Annotated in this window: 14 protein-coding genes; 4 read left to right on the forward strand and 10 right to left on the reverse strand. The window is 49.6% G+C overall.

Annotated elements, in window-relative coordinates; all coding sequences use genetic code 11:
- Window positions 1-126: 126 nt before the first annotated feature.
- Together ACO0LF_RS28215 and ACO0LF_RS28220 are read right to left on the reverse strand one after the other, a co-directional pair.
- Window positions 127-963: a CheR family methyltransferase gene (locus tag ACO0LF_RS28215; protein ID WP_423020187.1), complete on the reverse strand. Its 837-nt coding sequence runs from the start codon at window positions 961-963 to the stop codon at window positions 127-129.
- 12 nt (window positions 964-975) lie between these two features.
- Window positions 976-7,257 carry a HAMP domain-containing protein gene (locus ACO0LF_RS28220; protein ID WP_423020189.1) on the reverse strand — a complete coding sequence of 2,094 codons (6,282 nt, stop codon included), beginning with the start codon at window positions 7,255-7,257 and terminating at the stop codon, window positions 976-978.
- Window positions 7,258-7,574: 317 nt separating this feature from the next.
- Between ACO0LF_RS28220 and ACO0LF_RS28225 the strand changes: the two genes are divergently transcribed.
- A complete protein-coding gene (locus tag ACO0LF_RS28225; protein ID WP_423020191.1) occupies window positions 7,575-9,182 on the forward strand; it encodes a response regulator in 1,608 nt (535 codons plus the stop codon).
- 97 nt (window positions 9,183-9,279) lie between these two features.
- Here ACO0LF_RS28225 and ACO0LF_RS28230 read toward each other — a convergent pair whose 3' ends face one another.
- The 4 genes from ACO0LF_RS28230 to ACO0LF_RS28245 form a co-directional block, all read right to left on the reverse strand.
- Entirely contained in the window at window positions 9,280-9,699 is a 420-nt protein-coding gene (locus ACO0LF_RS28230; protein WP_423020193.1) for a response regulator, read from the reverse strand.
- Between the two features lie 295 nt (window positions 9,700-9,994).
- Window positions 9,995-12,370, reverse strand: a complete 2,376-nt coding sequence (locus tag ACO0LF_RS28235; protein WP_423020195.1) for an ATP-binding protein — start codon at window positions 12,368-12,370, stop codon at window positions 9,995-9,997.
- Between the two features lie 273 nt (window positions 12,371-12,643).
- Window positions 12,644-13,777, reverse strand: a complete 1,134-nt coding sequence (locus tag ACO0LF_RS28240; RefSeq protein ID WP_423020197.1) for a mechanosensitive ion channel family protein — start codon at window positions 13,775-13,777, stop codon at window positions 12,644-12,646.
- 194 nt (window positions 13,778-13,971) lie between these two features.
- On the reverse strand, window positions 13,972-14,451 hold the full coding sequence (locus ACO0LF_RS28245) for a hemerythrin domain-containing protein (protein WP_423020265.1): 480 nt from the start codon (window positions 14,449-14,451) through the stop codon (window positions 13,972-13,974).
- A 322-nt stretch (window positions 14,452-14,773) separates the two neighbouring features.
- Between ACO0LF_RS28245 and ACO0LF_RS28250 the strand changes: the two genes are divergently transcribed.
- Window positions 14,774-15,187, forward strand: a complete 414-nt coding sequence (locus ACO0LF_RS28250; protein ID WP_423020199.1) for a CopG family transcriptional regulator — start codon at window positions 14,774-14,776, stop codon at window positions 15,185-15,187.
- A 75-nt stretch (window positions 15,188-15,262) separates the two neighbouring features.
- Entirely contained in the window at window positions 15,263-16,510 is a 1,248-nt protein-coding gene (locus ACO0LF_RS28255) for an alpha/beta hydrolase family esterase (RefSeq protein WP_423020201.1), read from the forward strand.
- Between the two features lie 82 nt (window positions 16,511-16,592).
- On the opposite strand, the gene ACO0LF_RS28260 is transcribed toward ACO0LF_RS28255, so the two are convergent.
- The 3 genes from ACO0LF_RS28260 to ACO0LF_RS28270 form a co-directional block, all read right to left on the reverse strand.
- Entirely contained in the window at window positions 16,593-18,698 is a 2,106-nt protein-coding gene (locus tag ACO0LF_RS28260) for a catalase (RefSeq protein WP_423020203.1), read from the reverse strand.
- Between the two features lie 125 nt (window positions 18,699-18,823).
- Window positions 18,824-19,342 (reverse strand): hypothetical protein, encoded by a 519-nt coding sequence (locus ACO0LF_RS28265; RefSeq protein WP_423020205.1) that lies wholly within the window; start codon window positions 19,340-19,342, stop codon window positions 18,824-18,826.
- Window positions 19,343-19,384: 42 nt separating this feature from the next.
- A complete protein-coding gene (locus ACO0LF_RS28270; protein WP_423020207.1) occupies window positions 19,385-19,801 on the reverse strand; it encodes a BON domain-containing protein in 417 nt (138 codons plus the stop codon).
- 823 nt (window positions 19,802-20,624) lie between these two features.
- On the opposite strand from ACO0LF_RS28270, the gene ACO0LF_RS28275 reads away from it, so the two are divergent.
- On the forward strand, window positions 20,625-20,804 hold the full coding sequence (locus tag ACO0LF_RS28275) for a hypothetical protein (protein ID WP_423020209.1): 180 nt from the start codon (window positions 20,625-20,627) through the stop codon (window positions 20,802-20,804).
- Window positions 20,805-20,896: 92 nt separating this feature from the next.
- On the opposite strand, the gene ACO0LF_RS28280 is transcribed toward ACO0LF_RS28275, so the two are convergent.
- Window positions 20,897-22,873 carry a PAS domain S-box protein gene (locus tag ACO0LF_RS28280; protein WP_423020211.1) on the reverse strand — a complete coding sequence of 659 codons (1,977 nt, stop codon included), beginning with the start codon at window positions 22,871-22,873 and terminating at the stop codon, window positions 20,897-20,899.
- Window positions 22,874-23,311: the final 438 nt, after the last annotated feature.

The raw sequence follows: 23,311 nt of genomic DNA on the forward strand, positions 1-23,311 counted from the left end.
ATCCAAGTACCTGCGCGCCCTGTAGGAGCGGCTTCAGCCGCTAAATCTGTACAATCTGAAAATAATCAGCGCGGTAAATTATTCGCGGCTAAAGCCGCTCCTGCAAAATCAAAGTCACCGTCTTTATTAAGGATGGTGGCGATACAATCCATATTCATGCGAAATAGCCTGGTAATGCCAGGCCATATTGATCTTGCTGCCATTATTACCATTGCTGCTGGCTAAATCTGCATCCAGCATGCCAAAGGGTGTCAGGCTGGCGGCGAACAAGCGCAATGCCCTGTTACGCAAGGCCACACCAAAACTGGCGAGCGCATTGCGACAGCTGATTAATTCAAACTCATTAAATGAGGTATCTGTGACCAGGCTGAACTGCGACCAGATGAGATTTTTTTGAAAATCATGCTTTAATATCAGCCTGCCATTTTCTTCATGGAAGTAGTCGCCCAAGCTACCATTCCCGCCACTTGCAAGATAGTTTCTTTCATACTCAGGAAATTTCTCGACAGGGTAGCCCGTATCCGCCATTTCCTGCAGCAGCGCCGCATTGGAAGCAGTGATGTAAATGCTGGTTTTTTCATACAACTGCTCTTCCTGAAGCAGGATGACGAGCGTGTAGATTTCTTCAATGCTGGAACAATCTGCCATCCATATTCGGGTATGTGCATGTGAACGCAGCCATGGCGATAATTGCTTGCGCAAGAATTGCATGCGCTGTGGCTCGCCAAACAATGGGGATGGGTTGAGCAACAGCTTACGCAATAATGCATCCCACTGTTCTTTGTCATGCAATATGCTGTCTTGCAATGCCGAATAGGTTTTGATCTCAGACTGCGTCATCATGGCGCTGAGTTTTTCTATCAAGACCAGACGATCAAAACCGCGGAAGTCATCTCCGTGGTAACGGTAGATGGCTTCCAGCAGTATATCGAGTTCTATCTCCTCGACTTTTAATGCGTTCATCAGATGCCTGCTTTATTCCGTCAGCCAGACACGCATCAGTGACAGCAACTGCGCGCTGTCTACAGGCTTGGTAATATAATCTGATGCCCCAGCCTCAAAGCACTTGTCGCGGTCACCTTTCATGGCCTTGGCAGTCAGGGTGATGATGGGCATGCTCTTGAACTTGGGTATTTTCCTGATGGCGCGCATGGTGTCGTAGCCATCCATCTCCGGCATCATAATGTCCATCAAGACGATCTCGATATCGGGGTCTTGTTCCAGCAGTTCTATGCCATCCCTGCCATTTTCTGCAAAGACGACCTTCATATCCTGTCTTTCCAGCACTGTCGTCAGGGCAAAGATGTTACGCAAGTCATCATCCACGACCAGGACTTTGCGCCCTGCCAAAGTACCGTCAGATGCATGCATGTCTTCGAGCATGCGCCTTTGCAGCTCAGGCAAATCAGCCGGTGAGCGATGCAGAAATAGCGCTGTTTCATCCAGCAGGCGCTCTGGCGAACGGGCATCCTTGACGACGATGGTTTTTGCGACCTTGCGTATCTTGGTAACCTCTTTGCGTGACAGCTCTTTGGCGGTATAGATGATCACAGGCAAGTCCCTGAGTTTTTTATCCTTGCTGATGGTTTCCAGCAATTCAAAACCATCAATATCGGGCAAGGTGAGGTCCAGTACCATACAGTCGAAATGCATACTCCTGAGTGCTTCCAGCGCTTTCTGGCCACTTGCCACGGCAGTAATCTGCACATCATGCTCACCTATCAGCTCTACGATACGGGCACGTTGCAATTCTTCATCTTCGACCACCAGCAAGCTGCGCTTATCCCGTATCAAAAATTGTTGTATGCGATTGAATTCTTCTTCCAGTCTTTCGCGCTTGATGGGCTTGGTCAGATAAGAAATAGCGCCATGCTGCAGGCCGCGCTCTCTTTCATTCGAATTCGACATGATATGGACAGGAATATGTCGCGTACCAGGATCGCGCTTCAAGCGATCGAGCACGGTAAAGCCATCGCAGTCTGGCAAATCTATATCAAGCAGGATAGCGGTTGGGCTGTAATCTCGCGCCAGTGTCAATGCAGCATCACCACTTTGGCTGATAATGCCCTTGAAGCCTTTTTCCCTCGCAAAAGCCAGCAAAATAGCAGAGAAGCGTGCGTCATCCTCGACGATCAACAGCGCCGGGTCGCCAGTCGCGATCATGTTTCTATCATCGAATGCGGTTTCACTTTCAGCGTAGTTCAAACTCATGGTAGCGCTTGCACCAGGTAGTGACCTGGTCAGCCCATCTAAAATCCCAGCAGGTCTTTCCAGCACGCTGGTAAGTGCTGGTGGTGTCGTGGCAAGCTCTGGTGGTGACATATGGCTGATCAAGCCTCCTCCGCTATACGGCAGGAACAGGGTAAAGGTACTGCCACTGCCAACGATACTGGTTACGCGAATTTCCCCACCCAACAATCGTGCCAGTTCGCGACTAATGGAAAGGCCCAGCCCCGTACCACCGTATTTACGGGCTGTACTGCCATCTGCCTGCTGGAATGCTTCAAAGATCAATTGCAGCTTGTCGCTGGCGATACCGACGCCCGTGTCCGCCACCGAAAATGCCAGTACGGCATCAGCATGACTCAATTGAGGCAGGTCAGCTGTCCAGCCGGATTGCACTACGCCTATACTGAGCCGCACTTCACCACGCGAAGTAAATTTGAAGGCGTTGGACAAGAGGTTTTTAAGTATCTGCTGCAAACGTGTCGTATCGGTTTTTATTGCAGCTGGCAAGCCGTGATCAAGGGTGATGGAGAAATTGATGTTCTTGGCTTCTGCCATATGGCGGAAAGTACGCTCGACATACGAGGCCAGTATCGACAAACGTGATTCACTGAGCTCCAGCGTGACGGTGCCAGATTCAATTTTAGACAAATCAAGAATATCGTTGATCAGCGTCAGCAAATCACTGCCGGAGCCAAATATCGTCTTGGCGTATTCCACCTGGTTGCCAGACAAATTACCCTGGGGATTATCACTGAGTTGCTGGGCCAGGATTAATAAACTGTTCAGTGGCGTACGCAATTCGTGCGACATATTGGCCAGGAATTCAGACTTGTATTTGGAAGACAAAGCCAGTTGCGTTGCTTTTTCTTCGAGTGCCAGTTTGGCTTGCTCTACCTCACGGTTCTTACGCTCCACCTCGATATTCTGATCGGACAGCAGGCTGGCTTTTTCTGCCAGTTCCTGATTCGTCTGTTGCAGCTTCTGCGCCAGCGACTGGGATTGCGTCAATAGGCTCTCAGTACGGCTATTCGCTTCAATAGTGTGCAAGACCACGCCTATGGATTCCATCAACTGATCGAGGAAACCCATGTGCGTTTGCGTAAACTTGTCCAGCGAAGCAATCTCAATCACTGCCTTGACCTGCTGTTCAAACAGGATAGGCAAGACCACGATATTGGTGGGCGGCGCCGAGCCAAGGCCGGAAGACACCTTGATATAGTCACGCGGCACATTGGTCAGCCATACCCGGCTTTTTTCCAGAGCGCACTGCCCAACCAGGCCCTCACCCGGCAAGAAAGAAGTCGGCAACTTGCTGCTGGAACGGTAACCATAGCTGGCAATCATTTCCAGCAGTGGGGCATCATTATTCGAGTCCATCATATAGAACACGCCATGATGGGCAGAGACCAGCGGTGCCAGTTCCGACAAGATGAGCTTGGTAACCGTACTCAGATCACGCTGGCCTTGCAGCAAACGGGTGAAGCGCGCCAGATTGGTCTTGAGCCAATCCTGCTCAGCATTCTTTTGCGTTGTCTCTTTGAGGTTGCGTATCATCTCATTGATATTATCTTTAAGATCAGACACCTCACCGCGTGCTTTCACTTGAATCGAACGCGACAAGTCACCCCGTGTCACCGCTGTCGCCACTTCTGCAATCGCCCGTACCTGGGTAGACAAGTTGGCGGCAAGCTGGTTGACGTTTTCAGTCAAGTCTTTCCAGGTACCTGATGCACCCGGCACGCTGGCCTGTCCACCGAGCTTGCCCTCTACACCCACTTCACGCGCTACGGTTGTTACCTGGTCGGCAAACACGGCCAGCGTATCCGTCATCTCATTGATGGTATTGGCCAGCGAAGCAATTTCACCCTGTGCTGCCACCGTCAGTTTCTTTTTAAGGTCACCATTCGCCACAGCTGTCACCACCCCGGCGATACCACGCACCTGCTCCGTCAGGTTGGCTGCCATGAAATTGACGTTCTCCGTCAAATCTTTCCAGGTACCGCCCACGCCTTTCACTTGCGCTTGCCCGCCGAGCTTGCCTTCAGTACCCACTTCACGCGCCACCCGCGTCACTTCTGATGCAAATGAGCTGAGCTGATCCACCATGACGTTGATGGTGTCTTTTAATTCCAGAATCTCGCCTTTGACGTCCACGGTGATTTTCTTGGACAAGTCACCATTGGCCACCGCCGTCGTCACATCAGCAATATTGCGCACCTGACCAGTCAGATTGGATGCCATGAAGTTGACATTATCCGTCAAATCTTTCCAGGTGCCGGAAGCACCGGGCACATTGGCCTGGCCGCCCAAGCGTCCCTCGGTACCCACTTCACGGGCTACCCGTGTCACTTCAGACGCGAAGGAATTAAGCTGATCCACCATGGTGTTGATGGTGTCTTTCAACTGTAAAATCTCACCGCGTACGTCCACCGTAATTTTCTTGGACAAGTCACCATTCGCCACCGCCGTCGTCACATCGGCAATATTACGCACCTGAGATGTCAGGTTACCTGCCATGGAATTTACAGAATCCGTCAAATCCTTCCAGGTACCGGCCACGCCGGGCACGTTGGCCTGGCCGCCGAGCTTGCCTTCCGTGCCCACCTCACGCGCTACGCGGGTTACTTCAGAAGCAAATGAGCTGAGCTGATCCACCATGACGTTGATGGTATTTTTCAATTGCAGAATTTCACCCTTGACGTCAGCCGTGATTTTCTTGGACAGGTCACCATTCGCCACCGCTGTCGTCACCTCGGCGATATTACGTACCTGCCCGGTCAGGTTGGAAGCCATGAAGTTGACGTTATCGGTCAAATCCTTCCAGGTACCACCCACTCCTTTGACGAAGGCCTGGCCACCGAGCTTGCCTTCAGTACCCACTTCACGCGCGACTCGCGTTACTTCAGAAGCGAACGAACTCAGTTGATCCACCATGACGTTGATGGTATTCTTCAATTCCAGAATTTCGCCTTTAACGTCCACCGTGATTTTTTTGGACAAATCACCTTTTGCCACCGCCGTCGTCACATCGGCGATGTTACGTACCTGCCCTGTCAGGTTGGATGCCATGAAGTTGACGTTATCTGTCAAATCCTTCCAGGTACCGGCGACGCCCGGCACATTCGCCTGGCCGCCCAATACACCCTCGGTACCAACTTCACGTGCCACCCGCGTTACTTCGGAGGCGAACGAGCTGAGCTGATCGACCATGACATTGATGGTGTTTTTGAGTTCCAGAATCTCGCCCTTGGCATCGGCGGTAATCTTTTTCGATAAGTCGCCATTCGCCACCGCCGTCGTCACATCCGCAATATTCCTGACCTGCCCCGTCAGGTTACCCGCCATGGAGTTGACTGAGTCGGTCAGATCTTTCCAGGTACCTGCCACGCCCGGTACATTCGCCTGCCCACCGAGTTCACCCTCAGTACCCACTTCACGCGCCACCCGCGTCACTTCTGATGCGAACGAGCTGAGCTGGTCCACCATGACGTTGATGGTGTTTTTGAGCTCCAGAATCTCACCCTTGGCATCGGCGGTAATCTTTTTCGACAAGTCACCGTTCGCTACCGCCGTGGTGACGTCAGCAATATTCCTCACCTGCCCCGTCAGGTTACCCGCCATGGAGTTGACCGAGTCAGTCAGATCCTTCCAGGTACCTGCCACACCTGGCACGTTAGCCTGCCCGCCCAATTTACCCTCAGTGCCCACTTCACGCGCTACGCGGGTTACTTCAGACGCAAATGAGTTCAGTTGATCCACCATGACGTTGATGGTGTTTTTGAGTTCCAGAATCTCGCCTTTGACGTCCACCGTGATTTTCTTGGACAAGTCACCGTTCGCCACCGCTGTCGTCACTTCCGCGATATTACGTACCTGATCGGTCAGGTTACCCGCCATGGAATTCACGGAATCCGTCAAATCCTTCCAGGTGCCACCTACGCCTTTTACCTGTGCCTGGCCACCGAGCTTGCCCTCTGTACCGACTTCACGCGCCACCCGCGTTACTTCAGATGCGAACGAGCTGAGCTGGTCCACCATGACGTTGATGGTGTCTTTCAATTGTAGAATCTCGCCTTTGGCATCAGCCGCAATTTTCTTGGACAAATCACCATTTGCCACTGCCGTGGTGACCTCAGCAATATTCCTTACCTGGCCGGTCAGATTCGACGCCATGAAGTTGACGTTGTCCGTCAAATCCTTCCAGGTCCCACCTACGCCAGGCACATATGCCTGACCACCAAGTTTGCCTTCAGTACCCACTTCACGCGCTACCCGTGTAACCTCGGATGCAAACGAGCGTAACTGATCGACCATGGTGTTGATGGTGTCTTTGAGTTGCAAAATTTCACCACGCACATCGACCGTGATTTTCTTGGACAAGTCGCCATTGGCCACCGCCGTCGTCACATCGGCGATATTACGCACCTGGGATGTCAGGTTACCCGCCATGGAGTTGACTGAGTCCGTCAAATCTTTCCAGATACCCGCTACGCTTGGCACATTTGCCTGTCCACCGAGTTTGCCTTCAGTGCCAACTTCACGCGCTACCCGGGTTACTTCTGATGCGAAAGAGCTGAGCTGGCTCACCATGGTATTCGCGGTCGTTGCCGCACTGAGGAATTGCCCTTGCAAAGCACGCCCATCCACTTCCAGCGCCATGCTTTGGGACAGGTCACCTTTTGCCACCGCGCCTATGACCCTGGCCATTTCTGTTGTTGGTCGCACCAGATCATCAATGAGGGAATTGACAGAATTGACGATGGTGCCCCAGTCGCCCTCGGCACGGACAGAAGAAGCACGCTGCAGCAAGCGCCCTTCCTGCCCGACCAATTGACTGACATTCAGGATACCCTGCGTCATATGCGAGCTGTTTTCTATGATCTCATTCAGAGTATCGGCGATCTTGCCATTGAGGCCAGTCAGGTCAGAGGGCATTTTGACCGAGAAATCACCCTTCTTGAGCGCAGTCAGTGCAGCGAGCAAGAGCTTGGGATCGAGTGTTTCTGAAATGTCAGTAAGCGTATTCATTCTGGCCTTTTAAGCGATGAGATTGGTAACACATGAACAAGATACTGTCTCTGAGTATCTTCGCAGGTATTTGACTGGCACTGATGCAGAGTCTGCCTGAAAGTATCAAAATGACACCTATATTTTCAGTACGGTATATGATGAGAGCAGTATTGAAAAGCTGCAAACAACTATTCAACGATATTCGCGTATTTTTTCTTTCCGTGAAATGAGATACGGTGACATAATTTACTGCAAATTTAAGGATTTGTGACAATTCGGCATTTATATAATGAGCAATGTGTCTCCAACCGTAAACGCTGTGGGCGAGGAAATCAGTGCAAGCAAAACATAGACCCAAGATTCTGGTAGTGAATGATGATGCGGCGAGCTTATTTGCCTTAAGCGGGCTGCTCACGGCTTGGGCAGATGAAAACCAATGTTCCGTCGTCACCGCCAAATCTGGTGAAGATGCGCTGCGCCATGTTTTGCAAGATGATTTTGCCGTGATACTGCTGGACGTCAACATGCCGGGCATGGATGGATTTGAAACTGCTGAAGCTATTCATCAACGCGGCCGCTCTGCTTCCATACCAATTATTTTCATTACTGCTTTCCTGGCCGACGACCTGAATAAATTAAGAGCCTACCAGCAAGGTGCCGTCGATTACCTTTTCACGCCTATCATTCCCCAGGTATTGCAAGCCAAGGTATCAGTGTTTGTGTCGCTGGCAAAAAAAAATCTGGAATTGAAAGCACAGGCTGAAGCGCTCAGTCTGAAGACACTGGATTTGCAAGCCGCCAATGACAAGCTTCAGCGTGAAATAAGGGAAAGAAAAATAGCGGTTGAACAAAATGAAGCGAAAGATAAATTTCTGGCCATGCTTGGTCACGAATTGCGCAATCCCTTAAGTGCCATCACCAGCGCCGCATCCATCATAGGATTTCCAGGTGCCAAAGCAGATACCGTGGAGCGCGCAAAAAAGATCCTCTCCAGGCAATCACAGCATTTGACACGCATAGTCGATGATTTGCTGGATTTGGGTAGAGTGATGTCGGGGAAAATTGTGCTCGACAGAGCTGCCGTCAATCTCAACGAAGTCATCTTGTCTTGTCTGGATAGCCTCAAAGCCAGTCGCCCTGTTGACAGTTATGAATGGCGTATTGATCCTATCGATACATGGATAGATGCAGACCCCACTCGCGCAGAGCAAATTATTACTAACTTGCTGGACAATGCCATCAAATATACCCCCGCTGGCGGGACCATTACGATCAAAAATGCACTTTCAGAAGGTAAAGTAAGCCTGATGATTTCAGACTCAGGCATAGGCATTAAAAAAGACTTATTACCCCGCATTTTTAATGTTTTTGTTCAAGGTGAACATTCCCTGGACCGGGCTAAAGGTGGACTCGGCATCGGTCTCGCTCTGGTGAAGCAATTAATCGAATTACATGGCGGCGATATTCTCGCCTTCAGCGAAGGCGAAAATCTGGGCAGCACTTTTTCTATCGTCTTACCCCAGGCAAAACAGGGCAAGCCCTTGCCTGAGCATAACGAGATTCGAACACTGGAAACCAGCAGAAAGCTGCTGCTGATTGAAGATAATGAAGATGCCCGCGAAATGACTTCGCAATTACTGAAGGCACACGGTTTCCAGGTGCTGGAGGCCGCCACTGGAGCGGAAGGAATTATTCTGGCCAAGGAAGAAAAACCTTGCATCGCCCTAATTGATATTGGTTTGCCCGGCATGGATGGGTATGAAGTGGCAAGGCGCTTGCGAGCCGACAAAGACACCCAGAACATGCACTTGATCGCGCTGACAGGTTATGGTCTCAGGGAAGACCATCGCCTGACTGCAGAAGCCGGGTTTGACACTCACTTTGTAAAGCCTTTAAAACTACAGCAGCTCATCCTGGTGATGGAAACATTGCAAGTCACCTGAAGTACCCTGGACAAAAAGCCTGAGGCCGCGATGAGCTCGACGCTCACAGTCGGCTAGACAGGCAAGAAGCTATCACTGATTCTCAGGATTCTTAGATTTATTTGGCAAACCCATCCAGGATTTGTTGAATCTGGCTTAACTCAAAAGGTTTGGTCAGCATATGGCAGGGAAAATTCACATAGGTCTGGATATGTGCTCCATGACCGGATGAAAAAACAATATGCATGTCCGGTGCATCTTCTACTGCTTGCTTGCCAAGCGCGATGCCTGACATCTTGGGTAAATTGATATCTGTCAGTAGTACATCAAAACGTCTTTGCTGCAGCAATTCCAGCGCTTTTTCACCAGTTCCAGCTGGAGTCGGATGATGACCGATCAAGTCCAGCATTTCGCAGAGCATTTCGAGTAAATCCTGATTGTCTTCGACCACGAGAATATGCAAACCCGTATCGACAGTGCTGCCAGGTTCATTAACGGGCGAGGTTCCGTGGTCATTTTCAGAAGTTGGATTTATCATTATTATCTATCTAGTCTATACCGTTCCGCCAGTACATCACTTATGTATCTAAGTCAGAACAATATGTCTGTCATTATTCGGTGTGAACTATGTCTGATTATTTCAAGATGTCGAAATAATGCAGTCATTTTCAGCTTGTTCGGCAAGAAATTTTATAGTGTTTATTTTTCTAATTTTATCTATTCTTAAAACTGGCGATGTACATAGCAATCATCCTATCCGTAAAACAAATCAATGCCTAGCAGCGCAATCCCAAAATAAGGTAAGACTATACCTACACGCATTCAACTGTGCTTTATGCAGTTCCGGCAATCAGCTTCTCAAGATACCCAAGCTCTATAGGCTTGATCATATGGGCATTAAAACCAGCATTGTGACTACGCTCCTTGTCGTGTTGCTGCCCATAGCCAGTCAGTGCGATGAGCCGGATCTCTTCACCGCCCGGCAAGTCACGTATGGCTTTGGCCAGTTCATATCCATCCATCCCTGGCAAGCCTATATCTAGAATGGCAAACTCCGGCATCAGGCCTTGTACCTCATTCAATGCCTGGATAGGATCATATACGGCCCTGACCTCATGCCCCATGGCCGACAATAATTCAAACAGGGAATCGGCAGCATCGCGATTATCATCGACGACAAGAATGCGAGCCCTGGTGCTGGAGGGTGTATGAGCCTGGCTCTCTCGCTCTTCCGTTGCTGCCAAGGCCAGTTTATGTGGCAAGCTAATGGTAAAACTGCTTCCCATGCCTTCACCCGGGCTTTCGGCACGCACGCTGCCATGATGCAATTGCACCAGATTGCGGACCAGTGCTAGGCCTATGCCCAGACCGCCGTCGGATCTGTCTGCGCTTCTGCCCCCTTGTACAAACAGGTCAAAGATATTTGGCATCAGGCTGCTCGAAATGCCGACACCATTATCACTGACACATATCTTGACTTCATCGTCCTTGTGATAAGTCACTAATGAAATTTCACCACCATCGGGCGTATATTTTGCGGCATTGGTGAGCAGGTTAGCAACGACTTGCGCCAAGCGTGCAGGGTCACCTACCCAGGTGATCGGGGCGACATCCAGTGTCAGATGGTGTTTTTTCTTTTCCAGCAAATGACTGGCCATCTCCAGCGCCTTGTTCATCACATCCCGCAAGTTGCTGGCGACTATTCTGAGCTGCACCTTGCCGCTGGTTATCCTTGAGACATCCATGAGGTCATCAACCAGGCGCACCAGATGATCAACCTGGCGCTGGATAACGGCCTGCTCCTTGCTGATCGTAGGGTTAGGGTTGCGCATCTTCATCAACTCCAGCGCAGTCACTATCGGTGCCAGCGGATTGCGCAGCTCGTGACCCAGCATCGCCAGGAATTCATCTTTTGCACGAGAGGTGACGTTCAAATTATCATTCAGCCTTTCAATCTCGGTGCGTGCCAGCACCTGCGTCGTGATATCAATCCCTATCGCCATCAAGCCACTTACCTGGCCGTCTACGCGCCGTATCGGTGCCAGATTATAAATATAGTAGCGGTCTTCAGGATCGCCACCATGCAGACTGAGACGCACCTTTGTTTCTTCAGAAACAAAGGGGATACCCTCACTGTATACCTCCCTGAATTTAGCACGTACCGGAGAATCCAGTAATTCCGGGAAGACCTCGTCAAAAGCATGGCCCACTACCTGCTCTTCCTGGCGGCCAATGATGTGGCAATAGATAGGATTGGCCAACTGAAATACCAGGTCTTCACCTAGCAAGATTGCAGCGCCAACGGGGGCGTCGGATAACAGGCGATCTCTTTCAGCCGCGGCGAAATCACGCGCCAGCACACTTTCGAGATGACTGAGTGCACGACAGACTACCGCAGTAAATTCATGTAGAAACAGGCGATAGGCTTCGTCGAACGGCAGGCGCTGCGACAATTCAAATGTCAGCGAGCAATCGTGGTGAAAATGCAGTTCTACCGCATGCATGCTGAAATGGGTATCCTTGCTCAGTCCGGCCGCATCTTCATGATTGACGGCCACGGCTACAATATCTGCCGTATTTTCCGCAGCAACTGTCTTTACCGTTTGATAAATTTCCTCGCGGCTTTTACAAAACATCAATTGCTCTGTCAATAAGGTGAGAATACCTTGCCTGCGCTCTGCCAGGATACGCGAGGTGGTTTCAGTACAGACGACCAGTGTGCCGGCAATGCGGTCATCGTCACCATAAACAGGTGTATAGGTATAAGTCCAGTAGACGTCTTCTACCCGTGAATTACGCCAGATGGGAACCAGATTGTCTTCATACCAGTTGGCTGCACCACCATTCATGACATGGGCTATCTGCGGCCAGATGATAGGCCAGATTTCCTGCCAGCAGTCAGCGCCATTCTGCCCTAGAGCCGCTGGGTGTTTTCCGGCACCAAAGCTGGGAACATAGGCATCGTTGTATATCTGTGTCAGTGTTGGTCCCCACCAGAGAAACATGGGGTGCACAGAATTCATGACGATACCGACAACAGCCTTCAAGGCTGGCGGCCAGGCATGGATGGGGCCAAGCGCAGTTGTAGACCAGTCGAAACTCCTGACGGCATCACGCATGGGCGTGCCGCGCCCTATGAACGCCCATTCGGGATGGGGGGTTACAGGAGATTCAAAAGCATCTGCATTGTCATTCTGTATCGGGGGCATACTCGGTCCTGAGTGGGTAAGCAGCAACATTGTAGCGCTAACCTTAGCAGATAAGATGCGCATCTTTGGACATGAGTAATTGGCTGCAAGCATTTAACTTGTTCTAAATGATAAGGTTAACGCCATTTTGCAGTATTGGCAACAAGCATGGGGATAGGATAGCTGATCAATGAAGCTTTCATGAAATGCCGCGCAGGCGATCAAAAATTGAGATGTATGGGGAGCCGGAAGTCTCTGCAATACTCACGACAGCCATCAAAGAGGCGGCGTCGATCAAAACTGCCGCGACAGCTTTACCTGGCCGGTTTGCTGCGGTCTGCGCGCTTCCCTGGCTTCTACTCCGGCTATATCGAGGTATTTTATTTTCTGTATAGGGTCGGAAAATGAAATATCTCTGGCCAGCAGTTCTCTCATGATCTTCAGATTCACGGCCTGCTGTGTGTCCATGTACAGGCCGTATTCTGGCTTAAGCACATAATAAATCACTTCAAACTCTATCGAATCGCGATCAAATAATTTCAGATGGGCGCGATCGAAACGTACGTCCGCTTGCTCTTCAACGATGCTTCTTAACATGGGCGGCACCTGTTCCAGGACATCAGGCGGCGTATCCGACGCGACCTTGACCAGTAATTGCACCCGCCTGTCTTTCATACGCTTGAAGTTGCGTATGGTGTTTTTCAACAAGTCAGCATTGGCAATCACGATCTGCTCACCGCTGTCAGCGCGCAGGCGAGTGGTCTTCAAGCCCACATGTTCTACTGTGCCTGAAATGCCGTTGATATTGATCGCATCACCAACTTCAAAAGGTTTGTCGACGGCAATCGCCAGCGAGGCAAACAAATCACCCAAAACATTCTGCACCGCCAGTGCTATGGCAATGCCCCCTATGCCAAGACTGGCAATGAAAGCCGATACATTGATACCCACATTCGACAGCATCGCCAGGGCAAAAACTACCCATAATACAAATTGCAAAGCCCAGACGATGATGGTGTGCGACACCCGGCTGACTGGCGCACCGTCAGTAGCCACGGCTGTAAAGTAACGCTTGCTCAAGACCTTGATGGTTTTGTTGATCCATAAGGCTAATTGCAAACCAAATGCCAGGAACCATAAATGGTTGACGCGCTCACTCCAGCGCGCTGGCAAGTCCAGCACCGCAACACCTATCAAAACCGAGGTGATGATCAGGGTGATGTTGCTGGTGCTACCCAGAATTTGAGGTATCAATTTGGCGACATGGGCTGCCCCCAGGTCACTGTCCGCCGCCAGTCTGCGCTTGAAGAGGCCAATAAAGGCATGCATGACGAAGTAAGCCACCACAGCGACACCGCAAGCAGTGATCCAGCTAAGGAGTGGAATATCAAGAAAGTGACTATGAATAAGCAATTGAAAATCCATCATTGTTTCCAGGTCTTGGTTGGCTTACCCCATGCTGATGACTTTGCATGGATAAACCTGAGGCTGAGTATTTGTATGTTGGTGACAAGCTTGCGGCGGAATCAAATCGCCAACGAATACTTTGCGCTGTCAGGCCGGAAATGCGCTTTCCAGCCTGAGGTGCTCGTCTTTCCTGTCATTCTTCTTTATTGCACGTCTCATTGCAGGGAAGGCAGGCTGATTTCATCTTTACGTTCCTGTATCGCTACACCCAGGGCGACCAGATCGAGTTTTGCTTTTTTTGCCTTGGGAAACATCTCCCCTTCTTCTTCCTTGACATGATGCTCAATTTGTTCAGATAAGACCTTGACTTTTGCATCATAGAGATCTTCATCTGGTTCCATCTTCAAGATCTGGGCAATCAAATCCTTGGCAGCGGCATGTTCAACGGTGGCTTCATCCAGCATATCCTTGGTGTCTTCACCAGCTTTGCGCATGGCGGTATAAAAAATCTCTTCCTCGGCAATAGTGTGCTTGGTCAGTTCCAGGCAAATCTGGTGGGCGATTTTCTTCTTGCTGACTAAAGCAGCGTCGCCCAGGCTTTCAAACTTACTGAAAAGTGCCTTAACATTTTTATGGTCTTGTTTCAACAGGGTGACAGCGTCTGGCACTTTAGCTCCTTTGAGCTTCCCGCCCATAACAGCAGAAACAGCAGAAATTTTTGCAGGCTTGGCTTTTGTAGATGTGGCTGTGCGCATGGTAGTTCCTTTAAGACATTGATGAAAGATGAGTAATAAACTGCCTGCCTGTACAGCATCACATGACTGAAAGTGCAGGTAGGGCCATCTTAAAACTTGAGCAGCTAAATACTGGTAAGCCTGTACCCTGAAGCGATGTAGGACAAACAGCAGGGAAGTTTTGATACAAATCAATGCTTTACTTTAAAAGCATCATCGATATACTCCATTAAACATCTCTAAACCATCCATATGGATGGTATTTGTAAATTAAAGGAAAGCAATGACTGTCACCGACATACGCGCCAAAGCCAGCGATACAGAAAAAATCACCATCAATCTTGGCCTGATCGACCTTGGCCAGGTAGACCTGCTGGTACAGGAAGGCTTTTATTCAAACCGTACCGACCTGATACGCACTGCCATACGCAATCAGTTGCTGACGCATGCTGAAGTCATACGCCAGACCGTTATACGCAAGAGCCTGGTATTGGGCTTGCAGCATTACACCCGTGCTGATCTTGAAGCTGTGCGGGATGCCGGGCAGCGCCTGCAAATACAAGTATTGGGCCTGGCCAGCATAGCTGCTGATGTCAGCCCAGAATTAGCGCTGGCCAGTATCGAATCTATTTCTGTCTTAGGAGCATTCCAGGCCAGCAATGCAGTAAAAGCAGCACTGGCTGGCCGGATTCATTGAAAAAGCAGAACAGTCCGACAAGCCTATGCACCATAGGCAAAATATGTAGCATATGCATCACATCGAAAGCACATTATGAATTTTAATCAAGACCTGCTGGCGCGCATGCGCATGGCAATTAAATCCTGGCGCGATAGCAAGGCCTTTGCTGTGCCAGTCCAGGGCAACCTGCAGCCAGAGCAATTAAAAAAACTGACTGACGTCACAGAATTGATACAACGCACCCTGAACAAACACCTGCCTGGGATGGCAAAGACAAGCACTCATGCCGCAACTGAAGATGCGGAACTATATGAGCAGCCACGAGAACAGGCACTGCATGATATTAACCCTCGCCCGGAAAATAAGCGCGATAGCCAGCCGCAAGCTGATGCCCGGCATGCCGCAGATATCATTGACGCGCACACGCCCCAGGCAAAGCCAACAGATAAAAACGATGCAGCTCGCTTCATCAACGGCAGCTATGCCAATGCACATGGCAAGCGCGCTTATAAGCTATACATTCCTTCTGGCTATACGGGACAGACACTGCCATTGATCGTCATGCTGCACGGCTGCACACAGGGGCCGGATGATTTTGCCACTGGTACAGGAATGAATCTGATCGCTGAACAACAGCAATGCATGGTTGTCTACCCTTGCCAGGACCAGGGGGCCAACAGTTCAAAATGCTGGAACTGGTTCCAGGCAATCGACCAAAAGCGCGACCAGGGTGAACCCGCCCTGATTGCCGGTATTACCCGTAAAGTCATGGCTGACTATCATATAGACGATCGCCGCGTCTTCATTGCGGGGATGTCTGCCGGTGGTGCGATGGCCGCCATCATGGCAGATGCTTATCCTGATCTCTATGCCGCAGTTGGCATACATTCTGGTTTGCCATTTGGTGCAGCAAGCGATTTACCGTCTGCACTGGCGGCTATGCGTGGTGTAGCAAAACAAAGTAGAAAATCATCTACTGGTAGCGCCGTACCCATCATCGTCTTCCACGGAGACCAGGATCATACGGTTAATAGCAAAAATGCCGACCGCATCATGGAACGTTATCTGCTCAGTAGCCAGTCACGAGCCTTAACAGCGCAAAAAGAAGACGGCAGCGGCAAGCTTGGTCGTCGCTATACACGTACACGCTACGCTGAAGCTGTCGCATCTCAATCAACTGCCCACCAGCCAGTCCCTGCCGAACAATGGGTAATCCATGGTGCCGGTCATGCCTGGTCCGGCGGCAACAGTCAAGGCAGTTTCACTGATGCCTCAGGGCCAGATGCCAGCCGCGAGATGCTGCGTTTCTTTTTATCGCAAGTAAGTACCAAGCAGGTGTAAAACTAAATAATGTAGCTGAAATTGAACTGAAAAAGCCTTATGCATAGGAATGCATAAGGCCTCATTCAACAGTACTACACCTTTATAGTGGTGGACGCACAAATTCCTCGCGAGCCCATAGACGTGTCTTTGCGGCGGCGATGAAGTCTTTCAATTTATCCGTCGATATGACGGCAGCATCTTTATCTATGCCTGCCGCAGTTAACAATATGTCGCCACCTGCATCATAGGCAATCGCTTTCAAATGGCTGTATGCATCGCTGACAAAGCCTTTAGCTGCCATATCCCGTGTAAGTTTTTTTGCCGACCCAGTAGAGAGGACAAGAACAATTGCATCAAATAACACGGAAGGGTTGCCTGCCAGTTGCCCATCTACAGCGGCTTCTTTTCCGTCGGACAGGTGTACGCCATTGATGCGAGGAGCAATGATTTTGCATTTGGCCTCTGCAGCAGTAATAGCCGCTTTGAGCTTTTCTAGCGCTTTGGCATCTGAACCATCTGCAATGAGAATCCCAACGACGCGGCCTGCCAGGGTGTCTTTCATCTTGTCTATCAAGCCCAGGGCAGGTGATGCAGGCAAATCCTGTATCTCAATGTGAATAGCCGGTGCCGCTGGCAAGTCCTTGATGCCCAGGCCATCGGCAACACGTTTTGCCAGCTCTTCATTGATATGCAGCATATGACCGACCATGGCCAGACGTATATGCGGATGCTCAACTTTTGACAGCTCAAAGACCAGCGCCGCGACGATATGCGCTTGCTCAGTCTCGTTCTGGCTGGCATAGAATTGGCGCGCCTGGCTATAATGATCGGCAAAACTTTCCGGGCGTATCCTGCCTTTATTACCGGCAACAGGCTCGGCCATGCTGTTGAAACCAGTCGCAGGCTGTTCACGTGGCGCCTCTTTTGCCAGGGAATTTGGCTCGTAAGCTACCCTGCCTGTAGGGCGCGCCATTTGCATATGACCATCACGCTGATGATTGGCAAACGGGCACTTGGGCGCATTGACAGGAATCTGATGAAAATTGGCAGAACCCAGCCTGGACAGTTGGGTATCCAGATAAGAAAACAGACGCCCCTGCAGCAGCGGGTCATTCGAGAAATCTATGCCAGGAACAATATGTGATGGGCAAAATGCCACTTGCTCAGTCTCGGCAAAAAAATTATCTGGCCAACGGTCCAGTACCATGCGACCTATGACGGTCAGCGGCACCAGTTCTTCAGGGATAAGCTTGGTGGCATCAAGATGATCGAAGGGAAATGCATCTGCCTCTTCTTGCGTAAATAATTGCACAGCCAATTCCCATTCCGGGAAATCGCCAGTGGTGATAGCTTCAAAAAAATCGCGCCTGTGAAAATCTGGGTCCGCACCGGCAATTTTGACTGTCTCATCCCAAATGGTGGATTGCAGCCCTGCTTTGGGACGCCAGTGAAACTTCACAAAAGTCGACTCACCATCCTTATTAATCAGACGGAAGCTGTGCACACCGAAACCTTCTATCATGCGTAATGATCTTGGCAGTGTACGGTCCGACATGATCCACATCACCATGTGCATGGCTTCTGGCGTCAGCGAAATAAAATCCCAAAACGTATCGTGCGCCGTCGCCGCTTGCGGAAAACCGCGATCAGGTTCCATTTTTGCCGCATGAATAAGATCAGGAAATTTAATGGCGTCCTGAATGAAAAAGACCGGTACGTTATTACCTACCAAATCCCAGTTGCCCTCGGATGTATAAAATTTGACTGCAAAGCCGCGCACATCCCTGGGGGTATCCACAGAACCTGAGCCGCCAGCAACGGTAGAAATCCTGGTAAACACTGGTGTTTGCTTTCCTACTTCAGTCAGGATTTTGGCTGTAGTAAATTTCTCCAGGGTAAGGGTCAATTCAAAATACCCATGCGCAGCAGTTCCACGGGCATGGACAATACGCTCAGGAATACGCTCATGATCAAAATGCGTAATTTTCTCTCTCAAGATGAAATCTTCTAGCAAGGTCGGCCCTCTGCCGCCCACCTTCAGAGAATTCTGATCATCTGCGATGACAACACCTTGATTGGTCGTCAATTCTGGATGTGTCTTTCCAGCAAGCTGGTGCAGTTCGCCTCCCGTGCCTATGGAGGTCTGAACAGGTTTTTCTGTCTCTTTGTTTTTTGTTTTGGATGATGTCGCTATGGTTTTTGGCATGATAGGCAATCTACAAAAGGTTCATCTGCGCACGATAAAAATAAAAACGGATTACTCCAGGCAAGTGAGCAATCCGTCTTCATGATTTCAGTATTTTCGATCTCAGTATTTTTTGCTGGTATATGCTAAGACACGCTGGCTTCAGCCGTTGAATTGATATCTTCAGCACCAGCTTTTTTGTAAATGTCTTTTGCCGAACCAGCTTGATCAGAATTGTCGGTATGAACAGAGATCAGGATGTTGCCGCCACGGATTTTTCCGTCATACAATTTCGCTTCATATTCAGGAATGCCCAATCCCACCAAAGCGCCTATAATCCCGCCAGCTGCCCCCACCAATGCAGCGCCACTCAATGCTGCCATGATAGGCCCGGCAGCAATGAAGGGACCAACGCCAGGGATTGCCAGCGTGCCTATGCCTGTCAGCCAACCCAGTATTGCGCCCAGTCCCATGCCAGCAACTCCCCCCGTCGCAGCGCCCTCAGGCAATTTGGTATTTTGCTCGTGTGCAAAATCACGGGTACCAGTCTGGTCAGGAAACAGGACAGAGATATCGCCACTAGGAAACCCTGCCAGTTTCAGATTATCAACGATGTTTTCTGCTTGAATACGATTTGTTGCGATACAGTAGATTGCGGTTTTCATATGCACTCCTTTAGAGAATTGAATTGCATGTAATTGCATGCATTAATTGGTTTTGACATCCAGTGAATTATTGATGGACTTGACACCTTTAACTGCCTGGACAATTTTTTCGACTTTCAATTTTTCATCTGCAGTTTTTACTGGACCACGCAAGGTAAGGTTTCCCGCATCCACCATAATCTTGATGTTATGTGCCATTACAGACAGCGATTTATCGTGTACCACTGCGCGCCTGACTTCAGCCAGCAGATTGCGATCTGCTGCGCTATTGAATTGATCTTCTGGCGTTTTATTTCCAGCATAGTTGTCACGCTTATTGATCGCGGTATTGTCTACGTTCGACGCAGTTTTACCCTCTGTAATAACAGGAGGAGCTGGATCCGCAGCAAAGCCTGTACCTGGCAATGCGGCAGAGCACAACAGTGAGGCTATACCTAACTGGTTTAAGATTCGTCCCATTCATTTCTCCTGATTGAGTCCGTGATGGACAAGTAGCGATAGATTAAGAAAATTAATCCATTCCATCTGTGCGCTAGCTCACACCTGACCAGAACCAGAAGTGCGCCTGCAGACGGTCACCAAAGCAAATGATGTCGCATCAAAGCTAGATAGGTATTGATGAGTAATTGCTTAACACATTGTTTCTGGATGTACGGAAATGTTTCCGGTCTGAACATGCTGAATGAGGGTGAAATTCAGGGTGAAATCAATCGTAGATGAGACGTCGATAAAAATAGGACTTAGGTAAAATTGGCTCAGCAAGGCGCTAACTATGAAGACCATACTGTCCTATAGTAAGGCCAGGAGCTGCAAGGCAACTGTGGCGGTTTTGCGCAAGTCTTAAAAAGTAAGACTTATCCTACAAATCAGCTCGCTATTGTCCGGTATTTAATAGGCAGGATTTTCATTATCATGGCTGCTCCATCGCAGTGTGGCTGTTATCAATCCTGAGGGTTGTTGATGCTAACGCGGTAGGCAAATTGCACAGACTATCTATCTATTACAGTATCTAATACAGGGGAATCATCATGAGAAGTTTTTTCGGTTTCCATTTTTCCACAAAAAATCAAAACCTTTCTGTGCTTAATGAACAGCTAGTTGCGCCCAATACTACGGCGACAGACACTAGCCGCGCTACGAAATCCAGGCATTTACCTCCTGCTAAACAGCAGTTGCATCTGAAGAAAATGGAAGAACGCAGCCGACATTTACGAACTATGTATTTTTCCAGTTAAATGGAATGGCAGGCAACATCCAACATGTCTTGATAGAGGAAACGTTCATGGCCAAAAAAATCACGGAAGATGCCAAGCATCTTAGCCATAGTTCAAGTGCAGATTTTAAAGATGAGCTCGATAAATTGATCAGTCGCCTGCCGTCTATGTCAGATATAGAAATAAGTGCCGCCAAAGATCAATTTTTGCGAAAAATCGATCTTGCGCTGACCAGCCCATCCTCATAGCATAAATACGATGACGATATGTTTTATGTAATGCCGCAGGCCCGAAGTGTCCCGTTAAGGAAGGCGGCATTAGATGGTGATGTATTGGCGTATCAGGGCGTTGTTGTTTTATGCCGCTTGCCATGTGCAATCACAGCCCTGACCTTACGCGCCAGTGCTTCACGGCTATATGGCTTACCGAGCAATTCCACGCCTTTATCAAGCCGCCCTCCATGCACGATGGCATTTTGCGTATAGCCTGATGTAAATAATACAGCGATGTCTGGCAAATACTCACGTGCCTTGCGTGCCAGTTCAGGGCTACGCATAGCCCCAGGCATGACAACATCCGTAAACAGCACATCAATTTTGGCACCGCCTTCAATAATAGCCAGTGCACTCTCTGCATCCGCGGCATGTAAAACCGTATACCCCAAGCCCGTCAGTATCTCAATTGCAGTAGTACGAACTTGCTCATCGTCTTCTGCAACCAGAATAGTCTCAGTCCCGCCAATAATTTTTTCTGCCTTCTGCATCGTCAAACGCTCTTCCTGCTCTGTCGAACGGGGAAGATACAGTTTAACGGTAGTACCATAGCCAAGTTCACTATAAATATTCACATGGCCACCTGACTGCTTGACGAAGCCATACACCATGGATAGGCCCAATCCCGTCCCCTTACCTTCTGGTTTGGTCGAGAAAAAGGGCTCAAATGCCTGGGCCACGACTTCCGGCGACATGCCTGAACCATTATCTGACACTGCCAGCATCACATATTCGCCAGAAGTGACCTCCACATGCGTGCTCGCATAATCAACATCCAGAACAGCGTTAGCAATTTCTATGGTGAGCTTACCAACTGACTCCATGGCATCGCGTGCGTTGACAGCGAGATTAAGCAGGGCATTTTCAACTTGCGCAACATCAACAAAGGTATTCCACAAATTATCTGCCAGAATAGTGTCGACTTCTATAGTCTCACCCAGGCTGCGCTGCAACATATCTTCCATATCAATCACAAAACGACCGATGTTCACGACTTTGGGATCGAGTGCCTGGCGTCTTCCAAAAGATAATAAATAACTGGCCAGTTTGGCACCTCGCCGGACACCAGCCAGCGCATTGGTGACACGTCTTTCTGCATGTGGGTTACCGGCGATCTCGGCAGATAATAGTTGAAGATTGCCTGAAATGATTTGCAACAGGTTATTGAAATCATGGGCTATGCCACCAGTCAACTTCCCTATCGTTTCCATCTTCTGCGCCTGCTGCAATGCCTGTTCGGTCTTTTTCAAAGCAATAGCAGCTTCATGTTTTTCGGTAATATCCTTGGTAACCTTGGCATAACCAACGAATTCATTGAAGGCATTGTAAATAGGGTCGATCACGACGTGAGCCCGGAATTTACTTCCATCCTTCCTGACACGCCAGCCCTCCTGCTCAAAACGGCCCTCGGTCCTGGCCGTCAAGAGTGCCCGTTGCGGTACTCCGCTCAGTTGATCCTCGTCTGTATAGAAGCGGGAAAAATGCGTACCAACAACCTCTTCCTGCCGATATCCCTTGATGCGCTGGGCACCAGCATTCCAGTTGCTGACACGGCCATCTTTGTCCAGCATATAGATCGCATAATCGGTTACACCCTGCACCAGCAAACGAAATTGCTGCTCGCTCAGACGTAAGGCTTCTTCCGCTTTCTTGCGATCCGTGATGTCACGGGTAATTTTTGCGAAACCCAGCAATCGATCATTTTCCCGAATGGCATCTATAATGACGCTCGCCCAAAAATAAGAGCCGTCTTTGCGCACACGCCAGCCTTCAGTCTCGTAGCGTCCTTCAGTCTCAGCGATCTGTAGCGAAAGCCGAGGAAGCCCATTCCCCTGGTCTTCAGGCGTATGGAAGCGGGAAAAATGCTGGCCTATGATTTCGTCAGCGGTGTAGCCTTTGAATTTCTGCGCACCGGCGTTCCAGCTTACCACCTGACCGTCAATGTCCAGCATATAGATCGCATAGTCGGTAATGGCGTCGACCAGCAACTGGAAACGCTGGAGCTCAATCAGTTTTTTATCATCAGGTAAATTTCGGCTGGACATCGGCTATTTCCACGGTCACACAACTTGGCAGGCTAGCGCATCAACCGCATCTGCCTATGGCGGATAAGACAGAGTAAGTCCATGAAGCGCTAAACCAGAGGATACAGGATTGTGGCATTGGCATCCGCATAATATTCTAATTTATGATTAATACCACTATAAGCTTGTGGGAAGAGATCAGTTGTGCGGTAAGGGGCTGAAAATAGCAGATGTTCGTTTGATTACAGGGTTTCATACCCCGCCTCCAAGGAATAATCAGCTTGAGCGATTCTCGCGTTTGCGCCAAGGAGAGTCAAACCAACTATTCGCTGCCAGCCTGCCATCAATCACAATAAATGCTGGGACAGGCGGCAAAATATCCAAACACGGGTGCGGATGATTTGTAGTTACAAGTAAGGACGATATTTCAAATATCCTTGTATATTACGCTGATAAATT

The organism is Undibacterium sp. Di27W, from assembly GCF_049340345.1.
GTDB lineage: Bacteria > Pseudomonadota > Gammaproteobacteria > Burkholderiales > Burkholderiaceae_D > Undibacterium.

Excerpts from the sequence above, each read along its gene's own strand:
- ACO0LF_RS28240 (WP_423020197.1), bottom strand. The coding sequence starts at position 13,777 with ATGATGGATTTTCAATTGCTTATTCATAGTCACTTTCTTGATATTCCA.
- ACO0LF_RS28275 (WP_423020209.1), top strand. The coding sequence starts at position 20,625 with ATGGCCAAAAAAATCACGGAAGATGCCAAGCATCTTAGCCATAGTTCA.
- ACO0LF_RS28265 (WP_423020205.1), bottom strand. The coding sequence starts at position 19,342 with ATGAAAACCGCAATCTACTGTATCGCAACAAATCGTATTCAAGCAGAA.
- ACO0LF_RS28260 (WP_423020203.1), bottom strand. The coding sequence starts at position 18,698 with ATGCCAAAAACCATAGCGACATCATCCAAAACAAAAAACAAAGAGACA.
- ACO0LF_RS28250 (WP_423020199.1), top strand. The coding sequence starts at position 14,774 with ATGACTGTCACCGACATACGCGCCAAAGCCAGCGATACAGAAAAAATC.
- ACO0LF_RS28270 (WP_423020207.1), bottom strand. The coding sequence starts at position 19,801 with ATGGGACGAATCTTAAACCAGTTAGGTATAGCCTCACTGTTGTGCTCT.
- ACO0LF_RS28230 (WP_423020193.1), bottom strand. The coding sequence starts at position 9,699 with ATGATAAATCCAACTTCTGAAAATGACCACGGAACCTCGCCCGTTAAT.
- ACO0LF_RS28245 (WP_423020265.1), bottom strand. The coding sequence starts at position 14,451 with ATGGGCGGGAAGCTCAAAGGAGCTAAAGTGCCAGACGCTGTCACCCTG.
- ACO0LF_RS28215 (WP_423020187.1), bottom strand. The coding sequence starts at position 963 with ATGAACGCATTAAAAGTCGAGGAGATAGAACTCGATATACTGCTGGAA.
- ACO0LF_RS28220 (WP_423020189.1), bottom strand. The coding sequence starts at position 7,257 with ATGAATACGCTTACTGACATTTCAGAAACACTCGATCCCAAGCTCTTG.
- ACO0LF_RS28255 (WP_423020201.1), top strand. The coding sequence starts at position 15,263 with ATGAATTTTAATCAAGACCTGCTGGCGCGCATGCGCATGGCAATTAAA.
- ACO0LF_RS28235 (WP_423020195.1), bottom strand. The coding sequence starts at position 12,370 with ATGCCCCCGATACAGAATGACAATGCAGATGCTTTTGAATCTCCTGTA.
- ACO0LF_RS28280 (WP_423020211.1), bottom strand. The coding sequence starts at position 22,873 with ATGTCCAGCCGAAATTTACCTGATGATAAAAAACTGATTGAGCTCCAG.